The 25,324-nt window shown below is 44.2% G+C and carries 23 protein-coding genes and 1 riboswitch; of the genes, 17 read left to right on the plus strand and 6 right to left on the minus strand.

Translation table 11 applies throughout. The annotated features are described in order from the left end of the window. Window positions 1–7: 7 nt before the first annotated feature. Together D5I41_RS06565 and D5I41_RS06570 are read right to left on the minus strand one after the other, a co-directional pair. Complete coding sequence (locus tag D5I41_RS06565) at window positions 8–1,090, minus strand: efflux RND transporter periplasmic adaptor subunit (RefSeq protein WP_119009090.1); 1,083 nt, start codon at window positions 1,088–1,090, stop codon at window positions 8–10. A gap of 78 nt (window positions 1,091–1,168) precedes the next feature. Beyond that, entirely contained in the window at window positions 1,169–2,068 is a 900-nt protein-coding gene (locus tag D5I41_RS06570; RefSeq protein ID WP_119009091.1) for a LysR family transcriptional regulator, read from the minus strand. Window positions 2,069–2,521: 453 nt separating this feature from the next. Between D5I41_RS06570 and D5I41_RS06575 the strand changes: the two genes are divergently transcribed. After that, complete coding sequence (locus tag D5I41_RS06575; protein WP_186811111.1) at window positions 2,522–3,034, plus strand: magnesium transporter; 513 nt, start codon at window positions 2,522–2,524, stop codon at window positions 3,032–3,034. Between the two features lie 3 nt (window positions 3,035–3,037). Next, entirely contained in the window at window positions 3,038–4,069 is a 1,032-nt protein-coding gene (locus D5I41_RS06580) for an HlyD family secretion protein (protein ID WP_119009092.1), read from the plus strand. Window positions 4,070–4,422: 353 nt separating this feature from the next. Here D5I41_RS06580 and D5I41_RS06585 read toward each other — a convergent pair whose 3' ends face one another. Beyond that, the gene (locus D5I41_RS06585) at window positions 4,423–5,241 is read right to left on the minus strand and encodes a LysR family transcriptional regulator (protein ID WP_119009093.1); all 819 of its coding nucleotides are present in this window, start codon (window positions 5,239–5,241) and stop codon (window positions 4,423–4,425) included. Window positions 5,242–5,449: 208 nt separating this feature from the next. Between D5I41_RS06585 and D5I41_RS06590 the strand changes: the two genes are divergently transcribed. Next, entirely contained in the window at window positions 5,450–6,703 is a 1,254-nt protein-coding gene (locus tag D5I41_RS06590) for an OmpP1/FadL family transporter (protein WP_119009094.1), read from the plus strand. 49 nt (window positions 6,704–6,752) lie between these two features. Here D5I41_RS06590 and D5I41_RS06595 read toward each other — a convergent pair whose 3' ends face one another. Continuing rightward, entirely contained in the window at window positions 6,753–8,279 is a 1,527-nt protein-coding gene (locus tag D5I41_RS06595; protein WP_235868874.1) for a phospholipase D family protein, read from the minus strand. 14 nt (window positions 8,280–8,293) lie between these two features. After that, the gene (locus D5I41_RS06600) at window positions 8,294–9,022 is read right to left on the minus strand and encodes a nitroreductase family protein (RefSeq protein ID WP_119009095.1); all 729 of its coding nucleotides are present in this window, start codon (window positions 9,020–9,022) and stop codon (window positions 8,294–8,296) included. A gap of 390 nt (window positions 9,023–9,412) precedes the next feature. Here D5I41_RS06600 and D5I41_RS06605 point away from each other — a divergent pair, with 390 nt between their 5' ends. From D5I41_RS06605 to D5I41_RS06655, 11 genes are all read left to right on the plus strand, one after another. Continuing rightward, window positions 9,413–9,880, plus strand: coding sequence for a hypothetical protein (locus D5I41_RS06605; protein WP_147094849.1), 468 nt, complete (start codon window positions 9,413–9,415; stop codon window positions 9,878–9,880). Between the two features lie 46 nt (window positions 9,881–9,926). Continuing rightward, the gene (locus tag D5I41_RS06610) at window positions 9,927–10,583 is read left to right on the plus strand and encodes a cupin domain-containing protein (RefSeq protein WP_119009097.1); all 657 of its coding nucleotides are present in this window, start codon (window positions 9,927–9,929) and stop codon (window positions 10,581–10,583) included. A gap of 53 nt (window positions 10,584–10,636) precedes the next feature. Further along, window positions 10,637–10,734, plus strand: a riboswitch (TPP riboswitch). 80 nt (window positions 10,735–10,814) lie between these two features. Then, the gene (thiD, locus tag D5I41_RS06615) at window positions 10,815–11,633 is read left to right on the plus strand and encodes a bifunctional hydroxymethylpyrimidine kinase/phosphomethylpyrimidine kinase (protein ID WP_119009098.1); all 819 of its coding nucleotides are present in this window, start codon (window positions 10,815–10,817) and stop codon (window positions 11,631–11,633) included. Between the two features lie 8 nt (window positions 11,634–11,641). Then, complete coding sequence (locus tag D5I41_RS06620; protein ID WP_119009099.1) at window positions 11,642–12,412, plus strand: ABC transporter ATP-binding protein; 771 nt, start codon at window positions 11,642–11,644, stop codon at window positions 12,410–12,412. Further along, window positions 12,405–13,199, plus strand: a complete 795-nt coding sequence (locus D5I41_RS06625; RefSeq protein ID WP_119009100.1) for an ABC transporter permease — start codon at window positions 12,405–12,407, stop codon at window positions 13,197–13,199. Before D5I41_RS06620 ends, D5I41_RS06625 begins: the two co-directional genes overlap by 8 nt. Window positions 13,200–13,232: 33 nt before the next feature. Continuing rightward, entirely contained in the window at window positions 13,233–14,186 is a 954-nt protein-coding gene (locus D5I41_RS06630; protein WP_119009101.1) for an ABC transporter substrate-binding protein, read from the plus strand. Window positions 14,187–14,208: 22 nt separating this feature from the next. After that, window positions 14,209–15,177, plus strand: coding sequence for an ABC transporter substrate-binding protein (locus tag D5I41_RS06635; protein ID WP_119009102.1), 969 nt, complete (start codon window positions 14,209–14,211; stop codon window positions 15,175–15,177). A gap of 9 nt (window positions 15,178–15,186) precedes the next feature. Then, a complete protein-coding gene (tenA, locus tag D5I41_RS06640; protein ID WP_119009103.1) occupies window positions 15,187–15,852 on the plus strand; it encodes a thiaminase II in 666 nt (221 codons plus the stop codon). 11 nt (window positions 15,853–15,863) lie between these two features. Continuing rightward, a complete protein-coding gene (gene thiM / locus D5I41_RS06645) occupies window positions 15,864–16,655 on the plus strand; it encodes a hydroxyethylthiazole kinase (RefSeq protein WP_119009104.1) in 792 nt (263 codons plus the stop codon). Between the two features lie 2 nt (window positions 16,656–16,657). After that, complete coding sequence (thiE, locus tag D5I41_RS06650) at window positions 16,658–17,272, plus strand: thiamine phosphate synthase (RefSeq protein WP_119009105.1); 615 nt, start codon at window positions 16,658–16,660, stop codon at window positions 17,270–17,272. Between the two features lie 161 nt (window positions 17,273–17,433). Next, on the plus strand, window positions 17,434–17,787 hold the full coding sequence (locus D5I41_RS06655) for a hypothetical protein (protein WP_119009106.1): 354 nt from the start codon (window positions 17,434–17,436) through the stop codon (window positions 17,785–17,787). Window positions 17,788–17,825: 38 nt separating this feature from the next. Here D5I41_RS06655 and D5I41_RS06660 read toward each other — a convergent pair whose 3' ends face one another. After that, on the minus strand, window positions 17,826–19,379 hold the full coding sequence (locus tag D5I41_RS06660) for a DUF3612 domain-containing protein (protein ID WP_119009107.1): 1,554 nt from the start codon (window positions 19,377–19,379) through the stop codon (window positions 17,826–17,828). Between the two features lie 170 nt (window positions 19,380–19,549). Between D5I41_RS06660 and D5I41_RS06665 the strand changes: the two genes are divergently transcribed. The 3 genes from D5I41_RS06665 (at window position 19,550) to D5I41_RS06680 (ending at window position 25,171) form a co-directional block, all read left to right on the plus strand. Next, window positions 19,550–21,715, plus strand: coding sequence for a malate synthase G (locus D5I41_RS06665; protein WP_119009108.1), 2,166 nt, complete (start codon window positions 19,550–19,552; stop codon window positions 21,713–21,715). A gap of 320 nt (window positions 21,716–22,035) precedes the next feature. Next, complete coding sequence (locus tag D5I41_RS06675; RefSeq protein WP_119009109.1) at window positions 22,036–23,634, plus strand: isocitrate lyase; 1,599 nt, start codon at window positions 22,036–22,038, stop codon at window positions 23,632–23,634. A gap of 235 nt (window positions 23,635–23,869) precedes the next feature. Beyond that, window positions 23,870–25,171 carry a Kelch repeat-containing protein gene (locus D5I41_RS06680; RefSeq protein WP_119009110.1) on the plus strand — a complete coding sequence of 434 codons (1,302 nt, stop codon included), beginning with the start codon at window positions 23,870–23,872 and terminating at the stop codon, window positions 25,169–25,171. The last annotated feature ends 153 nt before the right edge of the window (window positions 25,172–25,324 follow it).

Here is a 25,324-nt window from a genome sequence, read left to right on the forward strand (position 1 = left end):
GCTGTTCCTATATCTCGCGCACAGTAATTTTGTCTGCTTTGTCACCTTCATTCAGGTAGTGCGTACCGCTAATGACGATCTGATCGCCGGCCGATAAATCACCTTTTATGCAGGCGTTGTTTGCATCGATGGAATCCAGCTCTACTGGTCGAGACTCTATAATGCCTTGGTTGACCACGTTGACTCGCATATCGTGCTTATTGCCTAGGATGGAAGAGTAGGGAACACAGTAAGAGGAGTCGCCGATGGATAGATTGGCAACAACAGTGACGGATTTTCCAGGGAACAACATCTCAGATGAAGCATCAAGGGTCATGGTTACCGTATAGGTTTGCTTGATCAAGTGTGGTTGAGAGGCAACCTCACTCACGGTGGCAGGAACTGAGTGCTTGGCTTGATACCATGTCACCTTCGTTGACTGATGCGGTTTGAATTCATGTATCAGGTTTTCAGGTACATCAATATCTACCTCAAGACGGTTATTGTCTTGAAGTGACGCAACAGCAATACCAGGAAGTACCTGCTCGTGTTGCTCGTAGTTAACGCCACCTATCACACCACTAAACGGCGCTCTGAGTTCTGTGTAACTCAACGTATCTTGCGCACGCTCAATGTTTTTTTGTACTACTTTGACCGCAGATAGGCTTCGTTCATAACCACTGATGGCTCTGTCCAGGTTAACGCTGGCGATTGCGTCATCATCGATGGCTTGTTTAACTCGAGAGAGTTCAGCCTTTGCTAGTTTGTGTGCAGATTTCGCCTCAAGCATGCGAGCTTCAAATTCTTCAAGGGCAACTTGATAATCGTGAGGGTCTAGGCGCGCGATTACTTGACCTTTTTCGACAAAATCGCCTTTTTTAATCAATAATTCACTTATGGTGCCTGGAACTCGAAACGCGAGTCCGGCCTTTTCCTGCGAATGTACCACTCCAGTAAACTGCTTTGTAGCTTGAGATGTCGGGTCTTGTAACTCTACGACTTGAATACTACGTTGAGGCTTAGAGGCGATCTCTGGTGTAGATTCAATTTGTTGGCAGGCACTTAGTAGCAAGACTAGGGTGCTCGCTACTATTGTTTTGGAATATGGCATATTCGGGCTCCTTAATTGTAGAGCCCGATTGTAAGAGTTTGCTCAACAGAGATAATCTGTCATTCACAAGAATCACTGTCATGAATTTTGAGACAATAAAGGATATTCTGGGATTTTTTGCGCTAAATAGTCTATCAATATGCGACTAGCATGGTTCAACGTTTGCGGTTTTGGGTGGAGTAGATAAGCCTGATAACCAACGGATGAAAGATCTGATAAAATTCTCACTATCTTGCCTTGCTCTAACTCCTCTTGAACCATGGCATCAGGCAGAAAGCTAATCCCCTTACCCATAACCAATGATCGACGAATAAGTCCAACACTGTTGCATACTAGCCAGGGAGAGACGAGGATCTGGTCTGAATCAAAAAGCCATAGGTTATCAACACTGCCACTGGGCCAGCGATAGCATAAAATCTCATGTTGTTTGAGATCCTCCAATGAGTTTATTTTGGCATGAGATTGAAGATACTCAGGGGATGCCAATAGGGAGTGCTTAAGTGTTATTAATGGCTTGGCTATAAGGTCTGAGTCCTCTAGCTTGCCACCGTGAAAAGAGATGTCTAAGCCATGTTGATAAAACTCTTTAAAGCCATTACTCACAGTGCGCAAATCGATTTCCACATTGGGATATTGTTCATGAAACTCAAACAGTGCGGACTGAATAAACTCGTAGGTCTCTGCGATTAAGCCTAATTTGACTCTTCCTGAGACCTCTTTGCTTGAAAAGGTCACCTCTTGATTTGCATCATCGAGCAGCTCTACGATTCTTTGAACCTTCGAAAAGTAACTTTCTCCATTGTGCGTCAAGGAAAGTGAACGAGTAGTACGGTGAAAGAGTTGAGTATTAATCTCTTTCTCAAGGTCGTTGATGCGTCTGCTGACATTAGCTCGGGGTAGGTCGAGAGCATTTGCAGCAGCGGTAAAGCTACCTAATTCAACAACGCGAAGGAACAGTTTAAGGTCTTCAGTTTTCATGAAAAGTCTATTGCCTGAGTGAGAACGAGTAAGTTTAATTTAGGATATCTTAGTTAGACGGCGTTCGATATAGCCCAGATTACCGTTCTTATCCATAAATGAGTTTTATAGACCATCTAAATTTCAGTGGCGTTATTTCTCCTAAGGGCTTGGTTACAATGAAACGAGTAACAAGAAGAGAACGTAGACATGAAAAAGCTCGAATTCGGAATAGGACAGATTGAGGTAGGGCACGTTGCCATAGCGATCGCTATGCTGCTGCTGAGTATATTCTTTGGCGTGCTATAGGGCGCTAAGGTAATAAATCGCTTTTTGGTGTTTATGAGTAGCCACTGTTTACAGATAAGCAGGGCCTAAGTGTGCGCATAAGAAAAAGGAATAACGCATATTCCTACAGCGCAATGAGGATAACGTAAAATTCGCGCGAAACTCATAACAATAAGCGAATAAAAAATGTCTGCTACGTCTTTACCTTCTTCTAACGAAGGCATGGGAAGAAAAATAGCAAGGAGCATCATTTCAGTTGTCTTATACGTGCTTAAAGCCGTGATTGTTTTTGGCGTTATCGCTGGAGCATCTATTGCTTTATCCAAATTAGGCTCGATCCACGGAAAGGATCTACCCGCTGAATATTTCGTCGACGGATACCCTACAATCCTTAAACTACTCGATTCTGAAGTCTTCATGGGCTTCGTATTCTTTGTCACTATCGCAATATTGGTTTACTTAGTGTATTTGTTCTGGCAACTACATGAAATTGCGGTACATAAGGCGTCAGAGATGTCGAGTGCCCACACCCAAATCGTTTTTGCCCTCTCTTTGTGTGGTCTGTTTATCAACAAGGTTTGGTGGGTTCTGGCCATCATCATCGCATTTGCCCGTTGGGATGTTATTGGAGAGTCCATCTCTAAAATCATTCGAAATGGTATCTCTGGCAAAGCGCAAACTAAAGCATCTGAGGAGTAATCAATGAAAGAGATTATGCTACCTTACATCCTGATTTGCTGGATTTTAGTGAAGACAGGTGTGGTCAAGTGGAACTTGAGAAGCGGTACCTTTATGGTCAGTACAGGCATGTTTTTAGCGACCATGCTATTCATTGCCCACCGTTTTTGGTCACCTGCGGACTTAACAGACAGTACCACAGTGAAAGCCCCTCATGCGGTATTAAGTCCATTATTTGGCCAAGAAGTAGATCAAGTATTTGTTACTCACAACCAGATGGTAAAAAAAGGTGATTTGATTTATACCCTTCGCTCTGAAGATACTGAATCACAATTAGAAAGCCTAGAAGCTCAAAAGAAAGCAAGCGAAGCGGAAATCCTATCGCTGAGACTGCAACAAAAGAACGACAAGAAAACATTAGCAAGGTATGAAAAGCTAAAAGATTTCTCACATGATTCTCAGCGAGATGAAACACGTACAGCCATTGAAACGGCAGAAGCGAAAATCGCTGCAGCACATGCCCAGATCATGAATATCGAAGCGCAAGTAGCATCTGCAAAGTGGCAACATGAGCGCCGTGAAGTTCGTGCTCCATTTGATGGACAGCTATCTATTACCAACATTACCAGTGGTACACGTACTGGTAACATGCACTTGTACTCAACCGAAAACAAGTTTGTTGAGATGCGTATCCCTGATCAAACGTATCGTGGAATCAAAGAAGGGCAGTTTGCTGAGTTTTATGTAGACGCTTATCCTGGAGAGATTTTCCGTGGTCGTGTACACAGTGTGACTACTGGTACGGGTGAAGCGCAGGTTCAAGTGCGTCAAGGTAGCCAGCATGTGAGACAGCACGTTGGAAACAACATGAACTCACATGGTCGTACTATAGTGATTGAGTTTAATGAACCCGAAGGTTACAACATCCCAATTGGTTCAACAGGCTCTGGCTGGGTTTCAGCGGACAAGCCACACCCAATGCTAGGCTTTATGGACATTATTGGTGGTGCTACCGTTCGTCTTAAAGCTTACAAAGCCTATTTGTCAGCGTTGTAGTAAACCATAAAACCATCAAGTAAAAAGGGCAGTATCACTAGGGTCTGTTGACCTTTTGCGATTAAATTTTGCTCGACCAGAAGCCATTTAATCAAGGCGAGGGACTTGCCGCCTAGTCATCTAAGCAAAAGTCGCTCAACGAAGAGTAAATGGCTTCTGGCCGAGCCTTTCTTGCCGAGCCCTTCGGGTAGCGCTTTGTTGGGCATTTCTACCGCGTTAGTCACTTTTCATGTGGAACCACCACACCTAAAAGCGACTGCCTTGTATTAATACCCAACAAATCGCTACAAAAATAACCTCAAAAGGTCAACAGACCCTAATATGATGCTGCCCTTTTTTATATTGAGTGAGAGTTAAAGTGTTGGGTTCTTTTTGAGTTCTTCGTGTACGCTCTTCTCCACCAGATTTGCAATCCAGACACTCTTTGGAGACTTCCTCTTAGAGGCTTTCAATACTATCGCAGTATCAATACCTAAATCAGAAATATCGGCTTCGGCTCTATAGGATATATATCGCATGGTATGTGTGCGATCCATTAACTGAGACAACAGCATATAGTTATCAACTAAAATAGTCGCTTCAACATCAGGAAGGGCGCGCTGGAAGCGGTTCTCGTAATCGTTCACACCTGAAGCGATATACTTTACAAATTCTCCTTCGGTGTTTCCCGCTATAACCCCAGAGCCCTCATACATTTTCTTTTGAAAGAGTGTTTGAGGCTTATCGCTTAAGATATGAAATCCTAGGTCGACTTCTTCATCAAGAATCATATTCTCTGACAGTTTTGTCCAGTTTCTCATTTCAATGATGGCATCGGTTTCTTCTCTTATTTTACTAATAATTGAGTTACCAAAGCGAATGAGTAGGGGCTCCAGAATGTGAATAGTAATGCGGTCTACGTTCACTGGAGAAAATTCTTCTGGTTCTAGAGAGTGAGAAATCTGCTCTATAGCGTTTTGGAGCTTGGGTTGTATGCTTAGAGCATACGATGTTGGCGATAACCCCTCAGCGCTGCGTGTGAACAGAGGATCATCGAGTTCTTCTCGCAACTGGGACAATACCTTTGAAATATAGGATTGTGATCGCCCAAGTTTTTTTGCCGTTCGCTGGGTCGAGTGTGTTTGCATTAAATTCAAAAACACATTCAATGAATTGAGGTCTGTAATTCTCATCCTATCGCCATTACTACACTACATAGTTATAGAGTAGCAAAAAACTAATAAAATCAATAAGCTTATAACGAATAAGTTCCGTTAAATTTCCCAGTGATAATCGATATTCCTACAAGCTATAAGCCTATTCGTATAATACGCATAGATATGGATTTGGCGATTGATGCGCTAAATCCCTAGACCTACTCAATTATAGATTTGGAACATTATGTCAACAAATAGACTTCCATCCATCATATCTGCAGTATCAACTAAGCAATCTTCTAACCTATCACTTTCTCGCTTAACCATGATGACTTCAGTAGCTCTTGCTTCTGCTTTGCCAACAATGGCAAATGCAAGTGGCATATTTCTTCAGGAAGCAGTGACTGCAAATGCAGGTGTTGCCGGTGCAGGTGACGGTGTGTATACCGAATCCGCTGCTGCTATGTGGACCAACCCTGCGACTATGTCTTACATGGGTGAATCTTTAACGACTATTAATCTAATGGCGTTTGATCTCAAGATGAAGTTTCACGATGCGGATACGCCGGCACAAGACGGTGAAGCGCAATCTTATCTGCCGTCTATCTCAATTTTCCATGCGCACCAGGTTTCTGAAAAAGTGCACTTAGGTTTGGCGTTAGGAGCTGCTGGTGGTTCTAGTCTATCTTATGGTGACGACTGGGCAGGAGCGGGTGCGTTAGATTCAATTACTTTAAACGTAATTGTTCTTAATCCATCAATGTCGTACAAGATCAATGACCAGTGGTCTGTGGGTGGTGGTGTGCAGTTTAGTTGGGCTGCGTTTGAGCAAACTACCAAGTTGTTAACAGCTGAGCAAGATACTGATTGGGCCTATGGCTACAATCTAGGCGTGATGTACCGACCTACTGATAATATTGATCTTGGCTTAAGCTATCGCTCCAAGTCTGAACACGAATTTAATATGGATGTTAAGACACCTTTAGGAGTCTCTGATATTGATAGTTTAAAAACCGAAGTGGACGTGCCTGAAATAGTTGATTTTAGCATTCGTTACGGCATAAACCCGGATTTAAACCTGTTAGGTAGTATTCAATTCCATCGCTGGAGTGCTTGGGATGAGACTGTATTAGATCTCGGTACCCCTGTTGGTGGGGTTGCCATCAAACGTGAATGGGATGATGTCTGGAAGTTTGCGATTGGTGCTGATTATCGTTTAAACAGCGACTGGCGTTTGAAGACAGGCTTCTCCTATGAAACATCACCACAAGATGATCCTGAAAAACAGTGGGTTGATTTACCAGTAGGCGAGCAATACCGTTACTCGATAGGCGCATCTACGAATTGGGATGATGTCGGAATAGACTTCTTCTATGAATATGCAGATTTAGGTGAAGTAGAGTCAGCAAAACGTTCTATCGCGGGGGGACCAGGTGTTGGCGTTAACGGCATCTTTGATGGACGCATTCACTTCCTTGGTGTGAACTTCACTATCTAAGCTTTCCGACACTGGATATTGTATAGAGCTGGCAATTCGCCGGCTCTTTTTATAGTTGCTCTTCTATTGGCAAGACACCGGCGACCCACGCTCCCATGCGTCTCCAGATACTAGCATCCGGCTCACTGGTGTAGGTAGTTTGCTCAGCAAGGTCTTGCCAAACTAAATCGCCATCCTCGACTTCAAGCTTATAAGCCATATTACGAATGTGTCCTTCCATCTCAGCCTTTGATTCAGAGACGAACTCTTCTTGTAGAATTAATACCGCCATTTCTGTGTTGATTTGAGCTGAACGTGGGTCCCAATTCATAGAGCCAACAAACAAGGTATCATCATCAATAAGCATTACCTTGGCATGCAGGCTAGAGTGGCTCTTTCCTGTCATTGACCACTTATTTTTGATTTCAGCACTGGCTTTTATTTCCCATAGATCAACACCACCTTCGACAAGTTCTTCTCTGTATTTTGCATACCAACCGTGAACCGCATAGACATCGTTTGAGGCCAATGAGTTGGTGACAATGGTGACTTTTTTTCCGGACTGAACTGCGCTAACCAGCATGTCAGTACCAATTTGAGTAGGAACGAAATAGGGTGAGATGATAATGATTTCACTAGTGACATCTTGAAGCACTATTTGTAAGTCATCTATTAACTGACTTCCCTCACCGATGATTTTAGTGGGCTTATCATAAAGAAGCTTTCCTTTTCCCCAATAAATTTGTAGCTTGTGTTGCCTCATGTCTGAATAGAACTTAAGGCTAGTCATATCATAATGCCCTGACGTAAATTGCCCCTTAAAGTCTTGGTCTAGAGCAAATTGTTTAACTTCTTCACTGGTGAGCTCTTTGTTTGTTGGGTTTATCCATTCGACAGGAACAGCGAATTCGCTATTCCAGTACTCATCATATTGGTCAGCGGTTTGCTCAACTGTGTTGCCATACAGTAAAAGATCAAAATCACCGAACTCAACGACCGATTGATATGAGAAATATTCGTTACCAATATTGCGCCCACCAACTATGCTAACCACACTATCTGCTGTTAGAGATTTATTGTGCATTCGACTGTTCAGGCGAGAGAATTCAGCAAGGAAGCCTAGGTTTCTAGCCTTACGATAATTGTTTGGATTAAAGAGACGGACTTGAATATTGGGATGAGAATTAAGTCGTGCGAGATCGTCATCATTTCGTTCTTGCATGTCATCGAGCAACACCCTCACTTTTACGCCTCGTTCAGCCGCTTCATAGAGCCTCCACGTTAATAGATGTCCCGTTTCATCATCTCGGTAGATGTAATATTGAAGATCTAGGGTGTATTTAGCAGACTCAATTAAGGTGATGCGGGCGAGTAGGGCATCGTGACCAGTGTCTAACGGGTGAAAGCCTGTATATATTGAGGTGTCGTATTGGCTTTGCTCGAAGTATTGCGCGAGCGGACTATCTTCTTGATAGCCCAAGTGGTGAGTCACTGATTTTGGCGGGGGCTCGGATTGCGAAGCACAGCCTGTCACAACGCCAACAAAAAGTATGAATAAAAGCTTTAATAGAAATTTTGTTGGCAATCGTGTTAGCAATGTCGGTCCCTCGTCTAATGCTTAAAAATAACTTGTTCGTTGGCAACTCTGTGACGCACTCCGTATATTCCTTCTTCGGTGCGCTTTCCAACACTGATGATCATAGTAATTTCATCATTCTTATCCAGTCCAAGAAGCTTTTTCGCTCGAACTGAATCAAATCCTTCCATTGGGCAGGTATCGTAGCCTTGCTCTCGAATTGCTGTCATAAAGGTCATAGCGGCTAGAGAGGTACTTTTATGAAGGCAAACACGTAAATCTTGCTTAGTTACCTCACGAAACATAGGTTTTTTGATGCCCATAACCGTCATCATTACCTTGCGAAGCATACCCTTTACGCCAAATCGATCGTTACTGTACACAAACGGAATCAGCTTTTCATAATATTTGGTCGCGCGTTTGGCAATGTCGTCCATTGGGCGATCTGCAAAGTTTTCGCGCACTTGCTTTGCATTCATTTTAGCTCTTTGTTGCCATTTATCTGGCGTAGTGACAAAAACCACCATTTCATTAGCCGTCTTAGCCGCATTCTGTCCCATGCAATACTTGGCCAATTCTTCACGCTTGTCTTCGCTTATCACGCGATGGAATTCCCACAGCTGCATGTTGCTACTATTTGGACTTAAAACGGTAAGTTCTAACGCATCTTCGACCACTTGAGGATCAAATTCTGCGGTTTCATCATACTTTCTTACGGAGCGACGAGAGTGGATTATTTCTGAAAATGGGGATTGCTGAGACATAAAACTGACTGTTAGAAAATATTGGACACTTTTCTAACAGTTTTCGATATTTCGAGCAAGCGTATCAAACAGTTAGAGTGGAATTATTTTCTATCCTAAACTGATTACCTCAGTAGATACGTGCTATATCCATTCATTGATTTAAGTGAGTTATTGTGAGGGGTCATTCATCTCGTAAATTCTATTTCTCTTTCTACAACTTTCTCTGATGATAAACATGACCAGTTAGTTAAGTGTGATATGGTGATTAACTACACCTATGATGATAAAGAAATAGCTCTCAATACATCTTTTCAAGTGTTGATCAAAGAGCAAAAAACTGTATCAAACACCCAAGTAACCGAAGAAGCAGTTACTGATTTTTTTGTTAGAGTTATGGTGAATTAGTTTATGTTGAGAATGGTACTTTTAATATCATGTTTAATCGTTTCTATATCAGTAAATGCTATTTCTCAGGTGCAACCTATGCCTCCGATTGTGCGTCCTGTGATTGGTTTGTGTAACCTAGAGATAATATCAAACAGTGGTGAGATTTCTTTTGGAAACGATTATCAGAACACTTCTAATATATTCAAAGTTAATGTAGATGATCAAAAGAAGAGAATAAAGATTAAGTTAGACGATATTAATGTAAACGGTACAGAAGTTAGACGTGGATATCAGGTAATTCGCTTTCAAGTAGATGTTCCAGATCGATACGAAGGAAATTCGAACTACTGGCGCCGTGGTGTTGAAGTTTCTATAGATGAACTGAATCGCCAGCGAGAAATTGAAATTCAAACACGCGTAGCTGTTCCAAAAATGCAGTTGAAAGCAGGAGAGTATGAGATAAGAACAAATTGGACAATAGAGTGTTAATGATTATGCTGATTTAATCTTGTTCAAATTTACCATTGGATTTCAAATGCTCAACATGGACGTAAAACATCAAGTTGTTATCCATACAGCTGATATGGAATGGCTAGATAGCCCAGCACAAGGCGTAAGCCGAAAACCGTTAGAGCGGGAATCGGCTGAATCAGGGCATGTGACGTCTATCGTCAAATACGAACCGGGTTCTCGATTTGACCAACACTCCCATCCTCTGGGAGAAGAAATTTTAGTTCTTGAGGGGGTGTTCTCGGATGAAGACGGGGACTATCCAGCAGGTACTTACATTCGAAACCCTCCTGGCAGTAAACATTCTCCCTATAGTGAACAAGGGTGCGTGCTCCTCGTAAAACTCAATCAGTTTTCAAAGTTCGATAAAACCTCTCTTAGAATTGATACCAGAGCAACTCCATGGCAACAGGGCATCGGTAATCTACAAGTGATGCCGCTGCATAATTTTGAAGAAGAGAACATCGCTCTGGTGAAATGGCCTGCAGGTGAGCGTTTTAAGCCTCATTCTCACTTTGGTGGTGAGGAAATACTGGTATTAAGTGGTGAGTTCATTGATGAATTTGGTCGTTACCCAAAATACACCTGGATTCGCAGTCCCCACATGAGCCAACACTTCCCCTATGTAGAGCAAGAAACGGTTATCTTTGTCAAAACGGGGCATTTACTGTCACGTAGTTGAGTTTTAGGCTTTTCTAGTTTCATACCCTGTCGTTGTTTGTTAGTATCGCGGCATCGTATTAGTCGGGGAGCCGTTAGGCTGAGATCGCAACAGCGAACCCGTGGAACCTGATTCAGTTAGTGCTGACGTAGGGAACTAGTCGCCATTCTAGCTAGATATCTTACTGTTTTAGCAACAGGGTCTAGGCACAGCAGGCATTGGTTTCGTGCGTCTTACGAAAAGGAATAGCCTGTGTCTCAAACAAATAAAACCCCAATTGTTCTTACTATTGCTGGCTCTGACAGTGGTGGCGGTGCTGGTATTCAAGCCGACATTAAAGCCATCTCAGCAACTGGTAGCTACGCCTGTTCTGTAATCACGGCATTAACCGCGCAAAATACTCAAGGTGTGACTGGCATTTTGCCGATTTCGGCGGAGTTTATCGAACAGCAACTTGATGCTGTATTTACTGACCTTGATGTTGTAGCGGTTAAAGTAGGTATGCTTGCTGAAGCGGGTCTTATTCAAGCGGTAGTCAAAAAACTTAAGCAATACCAACCAAGATATCTAGTTGTTGACCCTGTTATGGTGGCAACAAGCGGTGATCTTCTTCTCCAGCAATCGGCTATCGAAACTCTGAAAACTGAGCTGCTTCCACTTGCGGATGTCATCACGCCAAACTTGCCGGAAGCCGCAACGCTGTTAGGTCAGTCTCTGCCGACGACTGAGGCACAGATGAATGCGATGATTGAAGATCTTCGTGGCTTGGATTGTAAAGCTGTGCTTCTTAAGGGCGGTCACTTAGAGAGGGAGTCTACCAGCACAGATCTTCTTCTCACGCCTAATGACGTTGAAACCTTTACTGTTGAGCGTGTGAATACGCAAAATACTCATGGTACTGGTTGCACCTTATCTTCAGCTATTGCTTCTTTCTTGGCTCAAACGGGCTCACTAAGTGAATCCGTGGCTTTAGGAAAGAACTACATTTCCAATGCCATTGCTCATGCTGATGAATTGGAAGTAGGAAGTGGTCACGGCCCCGTGCACCATTTCTACGCCTTAAACAAATAGTGCAGGTTATGTCGGTTCATTCGCCTATGGGCATTGTGATTGAAAACGGAAGCTTGCAGTTCTCTGATGCAAACTCACCACTGTTTAGTGACCTAAACCTAAGCTTTCCTGAGGGAAGCTTTAGCAGTGTGTTGGGTAAAAGTGGTTGTGGTAAAACGAGCCTACTGCGCTTATTGGCTGGGTTATTACCTGAAGATGTGCATTGGAGTGGTTCTATTCAAAGTGGCTTCGAGCACAATCTATCGGACTCAATTGCTTATATGGCGCAACAGGACTTGTTGATGCCATGGCTGAATGTGCTTGAGAATGTGTGCTTCAGTGACCGCTTTAGTCAAAAAAAGCTGAATAAACAGCAGCAGGCTGAGCGAAAACAACAAGCGAGTAGATTACTGTCTAGATTAGGCTTAGAAGGGCAAGAAGATGTCTATCCAAGACAGCTTTCCGGCGGAATGAAACAGCGCGTCGCTCTTGCAAGAACCCTGATGCAAGATAAGCCTGTAGTGTTAATGGACGAACCCTTTTCTGCCTTAGATGCAGTAACGCGCTATCGCCTGCAAGATCTGGCTTGTGAGATGCTTGATGGTAAAACGGTGGTTTTGATTACCCACGATCCACAAGAAGCCTTGCGCCTTAGCGACCATATCTATCTGATGCAATCTCAACCAGTAGAAATTGAAACTGTGCCTGTACCTAGTGGCGTTACACCGCGCCTGATCAATGCTGAAATGGCCGAGCTTCAACAAAGCATTATTGAGCAGTTGGGAGGTCGTGATGACTAAACAAGTCGTCGTTCAGCAAGGCCTTACTAGCCGAGTAAAAGCGAATACCTCACATGTGATGCGTTTGATCATTTCATGCTTGGTGGTACTTGGATTATGGCAGGCAACGGTGTCATTCTTTGACTTACCAAGCTTTATCTTACCTGAACCTATGGCGGTATTTGATCGTCTGGGTAGCCGTAGTGATGTGCTGCTTCAACATACGATTGTTACCTCGCAAGAGATTGTTCTAGGGCTTCTGTTAGGCCTTAGCATGGGTCTGATGTTTGCTCTGCAAATGCTGTTATTTGAGCCTCTTCGTCGTTGGTTATTGCCTATCTTGATTGCCTCGCAGGCGATTCCCGTTTTTGCCATTGCGCCAATACTGATGCTGTGGTTTGGCTATGGGATAGCCTCAAAGGTTGTGATGGCCGCTCTAATTATCTTTTTCCCAGTGACCACATGTTGTTATGACGGACTGCGTAATACGCCAAAGGGTTATCTTGATTTGAGCAAAACCATGGGAGCCACGCGTTGGCAACAACTAACACAAGTGCGATTACCTGCAGCGATGCCAGCATTAGCCTCTGGTATTCGAGTCGCGGTGGTGGTTGCGCCAATTGGTGCGGTAGTGGGTGAGTGGGTTGGCTCTAGCGCAGGTCTTGGTTACTTGATGCTTCAGGCCAACGCGCGAATGATGATTGATGAGATGTTTGCAGCGCTGTTTATTCTCGCACTTATTTCGGTCACCCTTTATTTCATCACAGACAGACTACTCAACAAATTTATCCCTTGGCAGTTCGATTAACTGCCAATTTTTGAATGTCATTAAGGAAGAGACATGACTTTGTTTAAAAATAGATTCAGCGCAGTACTGGCCAGTATTGCGCTTTTAGTGAGCGCGAGTGTTTCTGCGAAGGACAAAGAACTGACCTTGATGCTGGATTGGTTCGTTAACCCAAATCATGGCCCTATCGTGATTGCCCAAGAGAAAGGCATGTTTGCCGAGCAAGGCCTAAAGGTAACCATTCAAGAGCCAGCAGATCCAAGTGTGCCCTCAAAACTGGTAGCGGCCAATCAAGTCGACCTAGCCATCTCTTATCAGCCCTCATTTCTCATTGATGTTGCAGCAGGTTTGCCCTTGGTGTGGAGCGGTACTCTGCTGGCTACGCCATTAAATACGCTAACCGTATTAGATAACGGCAAGATAAATTCTTTGTCTGATCTAAAAGGCAAAACCGTTGGCGTATCAGTATCGGGCACAGACGAAGCCATTATTGGCAAGATGTTGGGTAATGAAAACGTCGATTATTCGGATATCAAGATTGTCAATGTTGGCTGGGCGCTGTCTTCTTCACTGGCATCAGGAAGAGTCGATGCTATTTGGGGAGGAATGCGCAACTTTGAATCTCACCAGTTAGATCTTGAAGGCTACAAATCTAAGAGCTTCTTTCCTGAAGAGCACGGCATCCCGCCTTATGATGAGTTAATGTTTGTTGCCAATGCAAAAAACTACGATAAAGAGGCTATTCAGCGCTTTAATAAGGCACTGGAACTAGCCACTCAATACATAGTGAATCACCCTGAAACGGCGTGGAAAGAGTTTATCGCCTATAACCCAGATACATTAGATAACGAGCTTAACCATAGAGCTTGGATTGATACCTTGACTCGCTTTGCTTTGCGCCCGTCCGCGGTAAATAAGCAGCGCTACGATGATTACAGTCAGTTTATGTATGACCTAAAGATCATCAAGACTATCCCTGATAGCAATAACTACCTTATTAACTTTTAAGCCAGTGTCACAAGGAAGACCCATGAAACGATTTACCTCAAAACTGTTTGCATTGCTTGCCAGTTCTACTCTTTTGCTCAGCCCCCTATTGCAAGCCAATCAGGCGCAAGCTAAACAAACAGAGCTTACCCTGATGCTGGATTGGTTTGTGAATCCAAACCATGGTCCAATTGTTATCGCTCAAGAGCGAGGCTTGTTTGAAGCGCAAGGCTTAAAGGTGACTATCCAAGAACCAGCGGACCCAAGTGTTCCTGCAAAATTGGTGGCTGCGAATAAGATCGACCTTGCTGTGTCGTACCAACCCACACTGACTATTGATGTGGCAGCAGGTTTGCCGTTAATTCGCAGTGGCACACTAATCTCAACACCGCTGAATACCCTAATGGTTATTGATAACGGCAAGATTAACTCTGTTGCGGATCTGAAAGGTAAAAAGGTAGGCATTGCCATTGCTGGTAATGAGGAAGCAACCATAGGCACTATGCTGCGCTCTGCTGGGCTTCAGTTTTCTGACGTAGAGATCATTAATGTTGGTTGGGCACTGTCGTCATCGGTGGCTTCTGGAAAGGTTGATGCGATTTGGGGCGGACTACGCAACTTTGAAACAAACCAACTTGCGCTAGAGGGCTTTAAAGCCAAAGCATTCTTCCCAGAAGAGCACGGCGTACCTGCTTACGATGAACTGGTGTTTGTTGCCAATGCCAATAGCTATGACGCTGAGGCATTGAAGCGCTTCAACTCAGCTATTGAGTTAGCCACACAGTATATTGTGAATCACCCTGATCAGGCGTGGAAAGAGTTTATCGCTTACAACCCAGATACATTGGACAACGAGCTAAACCGCCGAGCTTGGGAAGACACCCTCACTCGCTTTGCACTGCGACCTGCAGCGGTTGATCGTCAGCGTTATGACAATTACGCCGAGTTTATGTTTGAGAACAAAATCATTAATAGCGTGCCAAACAGCGCTAAATACCTACCAACGTTTTAAGGTTTTATCATGAATACCCAGCAACTTATTCAAGCTTGCCAACAAGAATGGAACGCCTATGTTGAGCATAACTTTGTGCATCAATTGGCTGACGGCACCTTACAACATGAGGTGTTCCTGCATTACTTGAAGCAAGATTTTTTGTTCCTGAAGCAATACACGCGTGCTTATGCTCTTGCTATCTATAAAGCGAAAAACCTGGCGCAAATGCGCAATGCTTTGCCAAGCTTGCATAACTTGCTTGATTCTGAGATTGCTCACCACGTGACTTTCTGTGAAAAGTGGGGCATCAGCGAGCAGGAGATGGAAGACGAGACTGAAGATTTTGGTACCGTTGCCTACACGCGCTATGTACTTGATACCGGTAATGCGGGCGATCTAATTGATTTGTACGTGGCGTTAGCGCCATGTGCCATTGGCTATGGCGTGATTGGTGAAAACCTAGCTCAACGCGAAACCACAAAATTGGAAGGAAACCCGTATCAAACTTGGCTAGAGATGTATTCTAGTGAAGAGTTCCAAGAGGGTGTGGTTAAATGTGTTGAAAACCTAGATCAACTGATTGCGAATATTCCTGAAGACAGTGAAAGAGCAAAAGAGTTGATTGAAGTGTTCAAGACCGCCACTCGAATGGAAATCGCATTCTGGGAACAAGGCTACAACGCCGTTAAATAGGACAAAGACAAATGGATAAGAATCAAATCGTTGCCAGCTTACAGGCACTTCGTGATAGCAAACCTTTGGTAGTGAACATTACTAACTATGTGGTAATGAACAACACAGCAAATGCGTTGTTGTCTATTGGTGCATCTCCTATCATGGCGCACTCGGCGCAAGAGATGTCCGAGATGATGAGCTTTGCAGGTAGCCTAGTGATCAATATCGGTACACTGGATAGTGTATGGATTCCTCGCATGTTGTTTGCGGTTGAACAAGCAAACATAAATGGAAAAACCGTCATTCTTGATCCTGTAGGTTGCGGTGCAAGTACGCTTCGCACTGAGGTCTCTCGTCAAATTGCAGAGCAAGCCGATAAGCTTATCATTCGTGGTAATGCTTCTGAGATCATCGCTTTGGCGGGTGAACAGGCACAATCTAAAGGTGTGGATGCCTTAGACAGCAGTGATTCTGCTGTTAACGCGGCTAAATTCTGTGTCGAACAGTATGGAGCAAATGTTGTTATCTCAGGCGCAAGCGATTATGTGGTCACAGCACAAGCAACTTATAAGCTAGACAATGGCCATGAGATGATGCCTTTTGTGACGGGCATGGGTTGCTCGCATACCGCCATTACTGGCGCGTTTGCTGCAATTGGTGAAGTTACTGGTCTAGCCGCTACCGCGATTTTGGGCGTGGCCGGTGAGGTTGCTGCAGAGAAATCAGCAGGGCCGGGTTCTCTACAAATGAATCTGCTAGATACGCTATACCAACTGGATGCTGATACGGTATTGGCGCGCTTGAAGTTAGCTCAGGTCTAATTATGAATCCCTATCGATTGTATTTCGTTACTGATGATCAGCAAGATCTTGATACCTTATGTAAGGTTGTAAAACAAGCCATTGCTGGTGGCGTTACCATGGTGCAGATCCGTGAAAAGCATGGTGACGTTAGAGCCTTCATCGAGCGAGCTAGGGCGATTAAAGACGTCATGAAGGGTAGCAATGTCCCCTTGATCATTAATGATCGTGTCGATGTCGCTCTTGCAGTTGATGCTTGTGGGGTTCATTTGGGGCAAACCGATATGCAGGTAGAAGATGCGCGCCGATTATTGGGCCCTGATAAGATACTTGGACTGTCGGTAGAAAGTGTTGAACAGCTGGAACAAGCCCAGAGCCTGCCGCTGGATTATCTCGGTGTGAGTGCCATTTTCGCAACGCCCACCAAAACCAATACGCTTAAACATTGGGGAATTGATGGCTTAAAGGCAGCAGTCGAAAGAAGCCAATTGCCTTTGGTTGCCATTGGTGGCATAGGGTTCGATAACATTGCTGAGGTTGCAGCAACCGGTGTTGATGGTATCGCGCTAGTGTCTGCTATTTCTGCAGCAAAAGACCCTAGCGAAGCAAGTAAGACATTGCTTCAACTCATGTCTTAAACACCAAACTGGAAACACAATATAGCCTCTACTGAGATAAAAGCAGTAGGGGTTTTTTATTTTTCTCTTTGATGGATTGCATCCGCCATACGGGAGTTAGTTGTTTTTGAATGGCTGATTACTATGTGCGTGTTGATTAATTACACCACTGGAGAAACAACATGACTCTCAACAAACGCACAGGCCTTGTCCTAATTGCATCACTTTTTGTATCGTCTTCTTTGTTTGCGGCGAATACGCAAGACCAGCAAGTTATTGACCTTTCTCAAGATGAGCTACCTGGTTCAATTGGCCTTTCTGCTACCGTTGATTCGTTGCCGAACTTTAGCTTTCACAATACCAAAGAGGATACCAACCAAATGGTAGAAGGTGAACCTGCTCATAAAGATTACATCGATGCGAGCGATCACGATCCATCAGGTGCTATTGGCTTTTCAGTACCGGTAGACTCTTTGCCTAAGTTTCATCTAAAGAATAAAAACAAGAATCATACCGTACATAAAAACAACCTTTAATCAGAGGAAGTTTGAGCAATGATACGGAACATCAGCCATTACCCTTGGGTAATCTTGATAGATTCAGCCTTAGTACTGCGTTTGCACTGAGGCTGTCTTGGACAAACGGATCCACGAGAGCAAATTAATCTTGCTCGGTTATCAATACCACGCTCAATCCAGTTGATATTTAAAATCCTTCCTACTGTTAGCAATAGCTCTTTGATATCGGATGGAATGGGGCCTGTGCCCCCATTTTCGATACAAGATAGCTTAAGCCTTTCCGCGACATCTACCGCGTCTAGTCCTTGAGCTTGAATCGCTGGATTAAGATCGATCCCGCTGCACAGTACATGTGAGTTACCGGCAAAATCTTTGACCTTTACCGACTCACAGCAATAGATATGTGGCACATCGTTTTGCATCAAGATGGATATTTGCGCGATGCTAACGTTGAAATCTGTGTCTTTGGTTGTCATGCGGAATACCGCCCAGTGCTGGCATGGGTCTTCGACCATCTTCATGTTTCCCCACGGCAGAGGAATTCCATTGCCTCTATACACAGCCTTCAATGTACCTGGGTAATAGGCATCAAAATAGTGCCAATGAGGGTAGGGTGATACTGCCGTCATGCGGCGCATTGCGATTGATTCTGATACCCCAGCCAATTTACACACACTAATGTCGTAACCGTTTCGATCTAGAAGTTGCCTGAAAGGGACCTTGGGACAAAGCAAAGCCCCAGCAAAGAATGAGCATTCAAAATCTCGCCATGCGTGCAGTATCTTTGTGGAGTCGAGCTCTACAGATCCGCCTTGCTGTTTTTCATCCCTAACGCCGTAGCTTGGCTTGCTATCCGACATGAGTTTGCTTTTTTCACCGTCTCCTTGGTGCAGCACCATATGACCAATATTGACCGCAATGTCATATTTCAGCCGGGTAGGGTCGTCTTTGAGAATGTTGTTGATATGCAAAATATTAGGTGATTCAAAGTAGGAGCGAGCAACGCGTTGCTTCTTATCTCCGCTTGCTTCAGTAACCGTTTCTGGAAGCTGTTTAAACCACTTTATCTTCAGGCCAATATCAGCGCAGATCTCAAAAAGATCATCTACGGCGAGTGGCATTTTCTTTTGGCCTATTTCTTCAGCAGCACGTTCAAGATCTGGGAAGTGATTTTGATTGTGCTCTTGATGTGCACGAATCAATAAGTGAGCAAATTGCCGTCCTGTCGTGCCAGTTTGTGCCAGCATCTCAGGTATGGCTATCTGTAATATTTCTTTTGAAAACAAAAAGCTAGGCTCAAGCGCCATGCCGACGACACCGCCTCTTGATCCTTTTTCAGGAACAATTTCACTTTGCTCCTTCGCATCGTCCAAAAACCAATTTACCGGTTTTTGAAACACATCCGCTATCACCTCAAGCATGTCTTCACTGGGCACTCTTTTACCGCGTTCAATCATGGAAAGATACGACACCGATGGCGCAGATTCTGGATTGAGTTTTATACAGCGAGACGAGAGGTCATCAAGAGTGAGGTGATTTCTCTTACGCAGGTTTCGGATCTTAGTACCTAGAAAATGCGATTGTCTGAACAAGCTAGTCTTTGTCTTCATATTTGTAAAATTTACACTGTGTAATTTTAATTGTGAAATTCTAGTGAATATTTAGTTAAAGTAAAAATGTAGACAGAAGAAATTAGACCGCAGTAACAGATTAACTTCTTTTTTATGCAACAGCAGCAAGGTGACAAAGCACTTCAATGACAATCACGAGGAATGATGCCATGAATCTACCAATGACTAAGGAATGCCAGATACAACAGAGCTTTTGCCAGTTTATCAACACTGAAGTGCTGCCACTTGTCGGTTTGGATGTCGATGAGTTTTGGAACAACTTTACGCAATTGGTTACCGAGTTAACACCAATTAACCAAGCATTGCTTGAGACGCGCTCTCAGATGCAAAAGCAAATTGATCAGTTCCATGAAACACATCGTTCATTCAATGCAGAGCAGTACAGAACCTTTTTGAAAGAGATTGGTTATCTGCAAACTGAAGGGGAAGATTTTTCAATAGAGACTGAAAATGTTGACCAAGAGATTGCGATGATTGCCGGTCCACAGCTAGTCGTTCCTATTAAGAATGCACGCTTTGCTCTAAATGCGGCGAATGCGCGTTGGGGAAGCCTGTATGACGCTCTTTATGGAACGGACGTTATTCCACAAACTGAGCCAGGGATGAAAGCGGGCAAGAAATACAACCCGGCGCGCGGCAAGCACGTTATTGCGTATGCGAAGGATTTTTTAGACCGAGTATTCCCATTGGATCAAGGCTCCCACCATGATGTAGAAAGCTACACCGTCTATTTCAATGGTCTAATGGCACATTTCCCTGATGGCACGCATACAGGGTTAAAACAACCAAAGCAGTTTGTAGGTGCGAGCGACCCTGAGCGTGAACCCACTTCAATACTGTTGAAAAACAACGGGTTACACGTTGAGATTATCATCAATCGCCAAGGAAAGATTGGCAAGAATGACCTATCGCATATTGACGACATTATTGTTGAGTCAGCGGTATCCACCATTATGGATCTGGAAGACTCGATCGCTGCGGTAGACAGCGAAGACAAAATTGATGCTTATCGCAATTGGTTGGGCTTAATGACAGGTTCCCTGCACGCTTCTTTTGAGAAAAATGGTGCGACGCAAATTCGCCGCCTTGAAGGTGATAAGAGTTACACAGGTCGAAACGGAGAGGATTACAACCTGCATGGGCGTTCGCTCCTGCTTATTCGCAACGTTGGCCACCTAATGACCAGCGACTTGATGACATTATCAAGCGGTCAACAGGCACCAGAAGGCATTATCGATGCGGTAGTAACAGCTCTAATCGCAGCGGTAGAGATTAAAAACCCAGACTTATGCCGAATGAAAAATAGTCGTACTGGCAGCATCTATATCGTGAAACCAAAGATGCATGGTCCTGAAGAAGTGGCATTCTCTTGTGAGTTATTCAGCCGAGTAGAGCGTATGCTCGACCTTGAGCCGAATACCATCAAGATTGGCATCATGGATGAAGAGCGTCGAACTTCACTGAACCTTAAAGAGTGTATTCGTGCTGCTAAATCAAGAGTGTTCTTTATCAATACCGGGTTCTTAGACCGCACTGGTGATGAGATTCATACCAGCATGCAAGCAGGCCCTTTCCTGCCTAAGCAAGAGTTAAAAAGCCAAACATGGATTGACGCTTACGAGAAGAACAACGTTTCAACGGGTTTAAATACGGGTATGTCGGGTAAAGCTCAGATCGGTAAAGGCATGTGGGCGATGCCTGATGAGATGGCGCAGATGATGGAGCAAAAGACCGCTCATTTAGAAGCAGGCGCAACCACAGCCTGGGTTCCCTCGCCAACGGCTGCAACCTTGCACGCGCTTCATTATCTTGAAATCGAAGTGAAGCAGCAGCAACAGCGCTTGTCTGCAAACAGTGAAGACTACAAAAAGGGCATGTTGACCATTCCTTTGATGGCTCAAGAAAACGAGTTGACTCAAGGTGAGATCATTCGTGAATTAGAGAACAACATCCAAGGGATCTTAGGTTATGTAGTTCGCTGGATTGAGATGGGAGTAGGGTGTTCAAAGGTGCCGGACATCAATAACACAGCATTGATGGAAGACCGCGCAACCTTGCGTATCTCTAGCCAACATATTGCCAACTGGCTTAAACATGGCATCTGCACAGAAGAACAAGTCAATAGCGTGCTTGAACAGATGGCCGAAACCGTAGACCAGCAAAATGATGGAACATCGGGTTATTACCCAATGACTCCAAACACTGAAACCAGCCATGCATTCCAATGTGCGAAGGCGTTAATTTTCCAAGGTACTGAGCAGCCAAATGGCTATACAGAACCATTACTTCATGAGTATCGACTACAGGCAAAATGATAATCCCATTTAGGGTCTGTTGACCTTTTGAGTTCGTTTTTGTAGCGAATTGTTGGGTATTTATACAAGGCAGGCACTTTTAGGTGTAGAGGTCTACATGAACAGTGTCTAACGCGGTAGAAATGCCCAACAAACGCTACCCAAAGGGCTCGGCCAGAAACGATTTACTCTTTGTTGATACCCTTTTGCTTAGATGACTAGGCGTCAAGGTTCTCGCCGCGATTAAATCGTTTCTGACTCGAGCAAAATTCAACTGCAAAAGGTCAACAGACCCTAGTTACTAAAGTACTGCTTATTAAAATCACTGAGAGAGGGACATTATGGATAACTACAAATCAGTAATCGAAACAGCAAAGGGCACTATTGATCAAAACGGTCAAACGTGGGCTGCAATTAATCCGGAATACGTAGCACGAATGAAGCTACAGAATCGATTTAACTGCGGATTGGATATCGCTCGCTACACAGCAAAAATCATGCGCGAAGATATGCAGTCGTACGATGAAAGCAGTGCAAATTACACTCAATCTTTGGGGTGCTGGCACGGATTTATCGGCCAACAAAAAATGATTTCGGTTAAGAAGCATTTTGAAACCACTCGAGGTCGATACCTTTACCTTTCAGGTTGGATGGTTGCAGCAATGCGTTCTGAGTTAGGTCCACTACCAGATCAGTCAATGCATGAGAAAACCTCTGTACCTATGCTAATCGAAGAGCTTTATACCTTTTTGAAGCAAGCGGATGCCCGCGAGCTTAACCACCTTTACAAAGCCTTAGACCAAGCACGTAGCTCTGGTGACGCTGTCACAACACAGTCGGTACAGAACCAGATCGATAACTTTGAAACCCATGTTGTTCCTATCATTGCGGATATTGATGCAGGCTTTGGGAATGAAGAGGCTACTTATCTGCTAGCGAAGAAAATGATTGAAGCAGGAGCGTGTTGTATTCAAATTGAAAACCAAGTATCTGATGCAAAACAATGTGGTCATCAGGACGGCAAGGTAACCGTTCCGCATGAAGACTTTTTAGCGAAGATCAACGCGGTTCGCTACGCGTTCCTTGAACTGGGAGTGGACGACGGTGTCATCGTTGCTCGAACCGATTCATTGGGTGCAGGCTTAACCCAGAAAATCCCAGTGAGTCAGTCAGAGGGCGACTTGGCAGATATGTACAACTCGTTCATTGATGGCGAGGAGATTACTAAGCTAGAAGACCTAGGTAGTGGTGAGATGGCCATTAAACAAGGCGATAAATACATTAAACCCACTCGACTACCCAATGGTTTGGTTCGCTTTAAACCCAATACCGGTGAAGACCGCGTGGTGTTAGATTGCATCACGTCGCTACAAAATGGCGCTGATCTTCTGTGGATCGAGACAGAGAAGCCTCACGTTCAGCAAATTGCTGGCATGGTTAATCGTATTCGTGAAGTGGTACCGAATGCTAAGTTGGTATACAACAACAGCCCATCGTTTAACTGGACTCTGAACTTCCGTCAGCAAGTATTTGATATGTGGAAAGAGCAAGGCCAGGACGTCACTGCTTATGAGCGTGAAAAGCTGATGAACAGCGTTTACGATGAGTCTGAGCTGGCACGAGAAGCGGATATTAAGATCCAAAACTTCCAGCAAGATGCGGCGCGTGATGCGGGTATTTTCCATCACCTGATCACGCTTCCAACCTACCACACCGCGGCGCTGTCTACGGACAATCTTGCAAAAGATTACTTCGGTGAACTGGGTATGCTGGCTTATGTTAAGGGCGTTCAGCGTAAAGAGATTCGTCAGGGTTTGGCTTCAGTTAAACACCAAGATATGTCGGGTTCAAATATTGGTGATGACCATAAAGAGTATTTCTCGGGAGACCAAGCACTTAAGGCCTCAGGAGATAACAACACCATGAATCAATTCGCTTAGCGATAGACCCCCATTAAGTCTTGTTCGCATCAAGGCCAGAGCTAAAAGCTCTGGCCTTTTTTTGTTCCAGTCGCACTGGGCCCACAAAGTCTGTGTTAAGACAAAGAAATCAAAAAAGTCACGAATGACTATAATGATGTCACAGAAACACACTTCTGTGGGTTGGTCGGACACTCGGCAATCAGAAGCGGCAGTTGTTTTTTCATTTGTAGAATTATTAATGAAGGAATAGGCGATGTGTTGCAAACAAATAAGTTGTTTAGGAATTATCGGGGCTCTAATACTATCGGTAGGCTTTATTACTGATGTTCAAGCATTTAGTTCCACAAAGAGATTAGGAACAACCCCCAAACCTAAGGTTGTTGAGATAATTGAGAATAAGGTTTATCTCAATACACTCAGTTGGACAGAGGTTATCAGCGAAGCGCCTTGGGAGAAACGAGCAGGGCTTCAGGTGGTGCACCTTGATGAAAAATTTTATTTGATGGGTGGAAGGAGCCCTCTAGAGCGAATTCGATTTGTTGGCGAAAGCACTCTGCATGGTGATGTTTGGGTAAGTGATGATGGTGCGAATTGGACGCAGGTTCTTGATACCAATGACGATACTCATTGGCCAGCACGTGCTTATTTTAAGGCCGTCAAAAAAGGGAAGTACATGTACGTGCTCGGGGGGCAAAATTTTACACCCTTATGTATTCCAAGCGGTCCGTGTGTCCCTAATTCCACCTTTTTTAATGATGTTTGGCGCAGTGAGGATGGTATCAATTGGACCTTTTTAGGCAATGCGCCTTGGGAGGGAAGAGCTGGACTCAGTGCTGTAGTTAAGGGGAACCGCATCTATGTATTCGGCGGTTCAAAAAATGATGATTCAGCACTGACTGGTGGTCCTCCGGTTCGCGAGTATTTTAATGACGTCTGGAGCTCTGTAGATGGAACAAACTGGAAGCTGGAGACAGGTGAAGCGCCTTGGAGTAAGAGGGCCGGGGCGGCCACGACAGTCAAAGACGGATACATTTACTTGATTGGAGGGGAAGCTGGGTTTACGTGTGATAGCAGTGCGGCTCCTCCTGAGGATAATCAAGGCCCCCCATCAGGCTTTCAAGAGTGCGCTCTTCCATACTTTAATGATGTATGGCGTTCGAAAAATGGTAAGCACTGGCATCTAGTTACCCAAGATGCGGGTTGGTTGGCTAGACCCGGACATCAATGTGGTGTTTTATATGATCGAATAGTGTGTTTTGGCGGTTTTGGGATTCCTATAAACCCAACTGATGTTCAAACCAGTCGCGACGGTAAAACTTGGGAACAATTAGTGATGCCACCTTGGAATGTCGGTTTTGATCCCAGCCTGATTAAGTACGATTTTGCCATTGCAGAGACAGGTAACCCTTACTTCTTCCAGAATAAGGCAATATATACCTTTGGTGGAGATAGAGAGTTGTTCTTGCCTCTGGGTGATATTGGAGAGGATGGTAAATATGACAACAGCCTTAACTTTGGAAAAGTTGACGCGGATGTATGGAAGTTCTCTAAGTAATTTTAAGTTCTAGGTGGTTGTTTCTATCAAGGCCCGAGCTATAAGCTCTGGCCTTTTTTTGTGTAGAAGAAGACTCCTATCACATAATGCGACCTCATTTGTAAGGATGTTCAAACGAGGTAAGTTTTTGTGATCGCTAGAATTAGTGAGTTT

Source organism: Vibrio superstes, assembly GCF_003569005.1.
GTDB lineage: Bacteria > Pseudomonadota > Gammaproteobacteria > Enterobacterales > Vibrionaceae > Vibrio > Vibrio superstes.

Coding starts and splice junctions, on each gene's coding strand:
- D5I41_RS06565 (WP_119009090.1), bottom strand. CDS start 1,090: ATGCCATATTCCAAAACAATAGTAGCGAGCACCCTAGTCTTGCTACTA.
- D5I41_RS06570 (WP_119009091.1), bottom strand. CDS start 2,068: ATGAAAACTGAAGACCTTAAACTGTTCCTTCGCGTTGTTGAATTAGGT.
- D5I41_RS06575 (WP_186811111.1), top strand. CDS start 2,522: ATGTCTGCTACGTCTTTACCTTCTTCTAACGAAGGCATGGGAAGAAAA.
- D5I41_RS06580 (WP_119009092.1), top strand. CDS start 3,038: ATGAAAGAGATTATGCTACCTTACATCCTGATTTGCTGGATTTTAGTG.
- D5I41_RS06585 (WP_119009093.1), bottom strand. CDS start 5,241: ATGAGAATTACAGACCTCAATTCATTGAATGTGTTTTTGAATTTAATG.
- D5I41_RS06590 (WP_119009094.1), top strand. CDS start 5,450: ATGTCAACAAATAGACTTCCATCCATCATATCTGCAGTATCAACTAAG.
- D5I41_RS06600 (WP_119009095.1), bottom strand. CDS start 9,022: ATGTCTCAGCAATCCCCATTTTCAGAAATAATCCACTCTCGTCGCTCC.
- D5I41_RS06605 (WP_147094849.1), top strand. CDS start 9,413: ATGTTGAGAATGGTACTTTTAATATCATGTTTAATCGTTTCTATATCA.
- D5I41_RS06610 (WP_119009097.1), top strand. CDS start 9,927: ATGCTCAACATGGACGTAAAACATCAAGTTGTTATCCATACAGCTGAT.
- D5I41_RS06620 (WP_119009099.1), top strand. CDS start 11,642: ATGTCGGTTCATTCGCCTATGGGCATTGTGATTGAAAACGGAAGCTTG.
- D5I41_RS06625 (WP_119009100.1), top strand. CDS start 12,405: ATGACTAAACAAGTCGTCGTTCAGCAAGGCCTTACTAGCCGAGTAAAA.
- D5I41_RS06630 (WP_119009101.1), top strand. CDS start 13,233: ATGACTTTGTTTAAAAATAGATTCAGCGCAGTACTGGCCAGTATTGCG.
- D5I41_RS06635 (WP_119009102.1), top strand. CDS start 14,209: ATGAAACGATTTACCTCAAAACTGTTTGCATTGCTTGCCAGTTCTACT.
- tenA (WP_119009103.1), top strand. CDS start 15,187: ATGAATACCCAGCAACTTATTCAAGCTTGCCAACAAGAATGGAACGCC.
- thiM (WP_119009104.1), top strand. CDS start 15,864: ATGGATAAGAATCAAATCGTTGCCAGCTTACAGGCACTTCGTGATAGC.
- thiE (WP_119009105.1), top strand. CDS start 16,658: ATGAATCCCTATCGATTGTATTTCGTTACTGATGATCAGCAAGATCTT.
- D5I41_RS06655 (WP_119009106.1), top strand. CDS start 17,434: ATGACTCTCAACAAACGCACAGGCCTTGTCCTAATTGCATCACTTTTT.
- D5I41_RS06660 (WP_119009107.1), bottom strand. CDS start 19,379: ATGAAGACAAAGACTAGCTTGTTCAGACAATCGCATTTTCTAGGTACT.
- D5I41_RS06665 (WP_119009108.1), top strand. CDS start 19,550: ATGAATCTACCAATGACTAAGGAATGCCAGATACAACAGAGCTTTTGC.
- D5I41_RS06675 (WP_119009109.1), top strand. CDS start 22,036: ATGGATAACTACAAATCAGTAATCGAAACAGCAAAGGGCACTATTGAT.
- D5I41_RS06680 (WP_119009110.1), top strand. CDS start 23,870: ATGTGTTGCAAACAAATAAGTTGTTTAGGAATTATCGGGGCTCTAATA.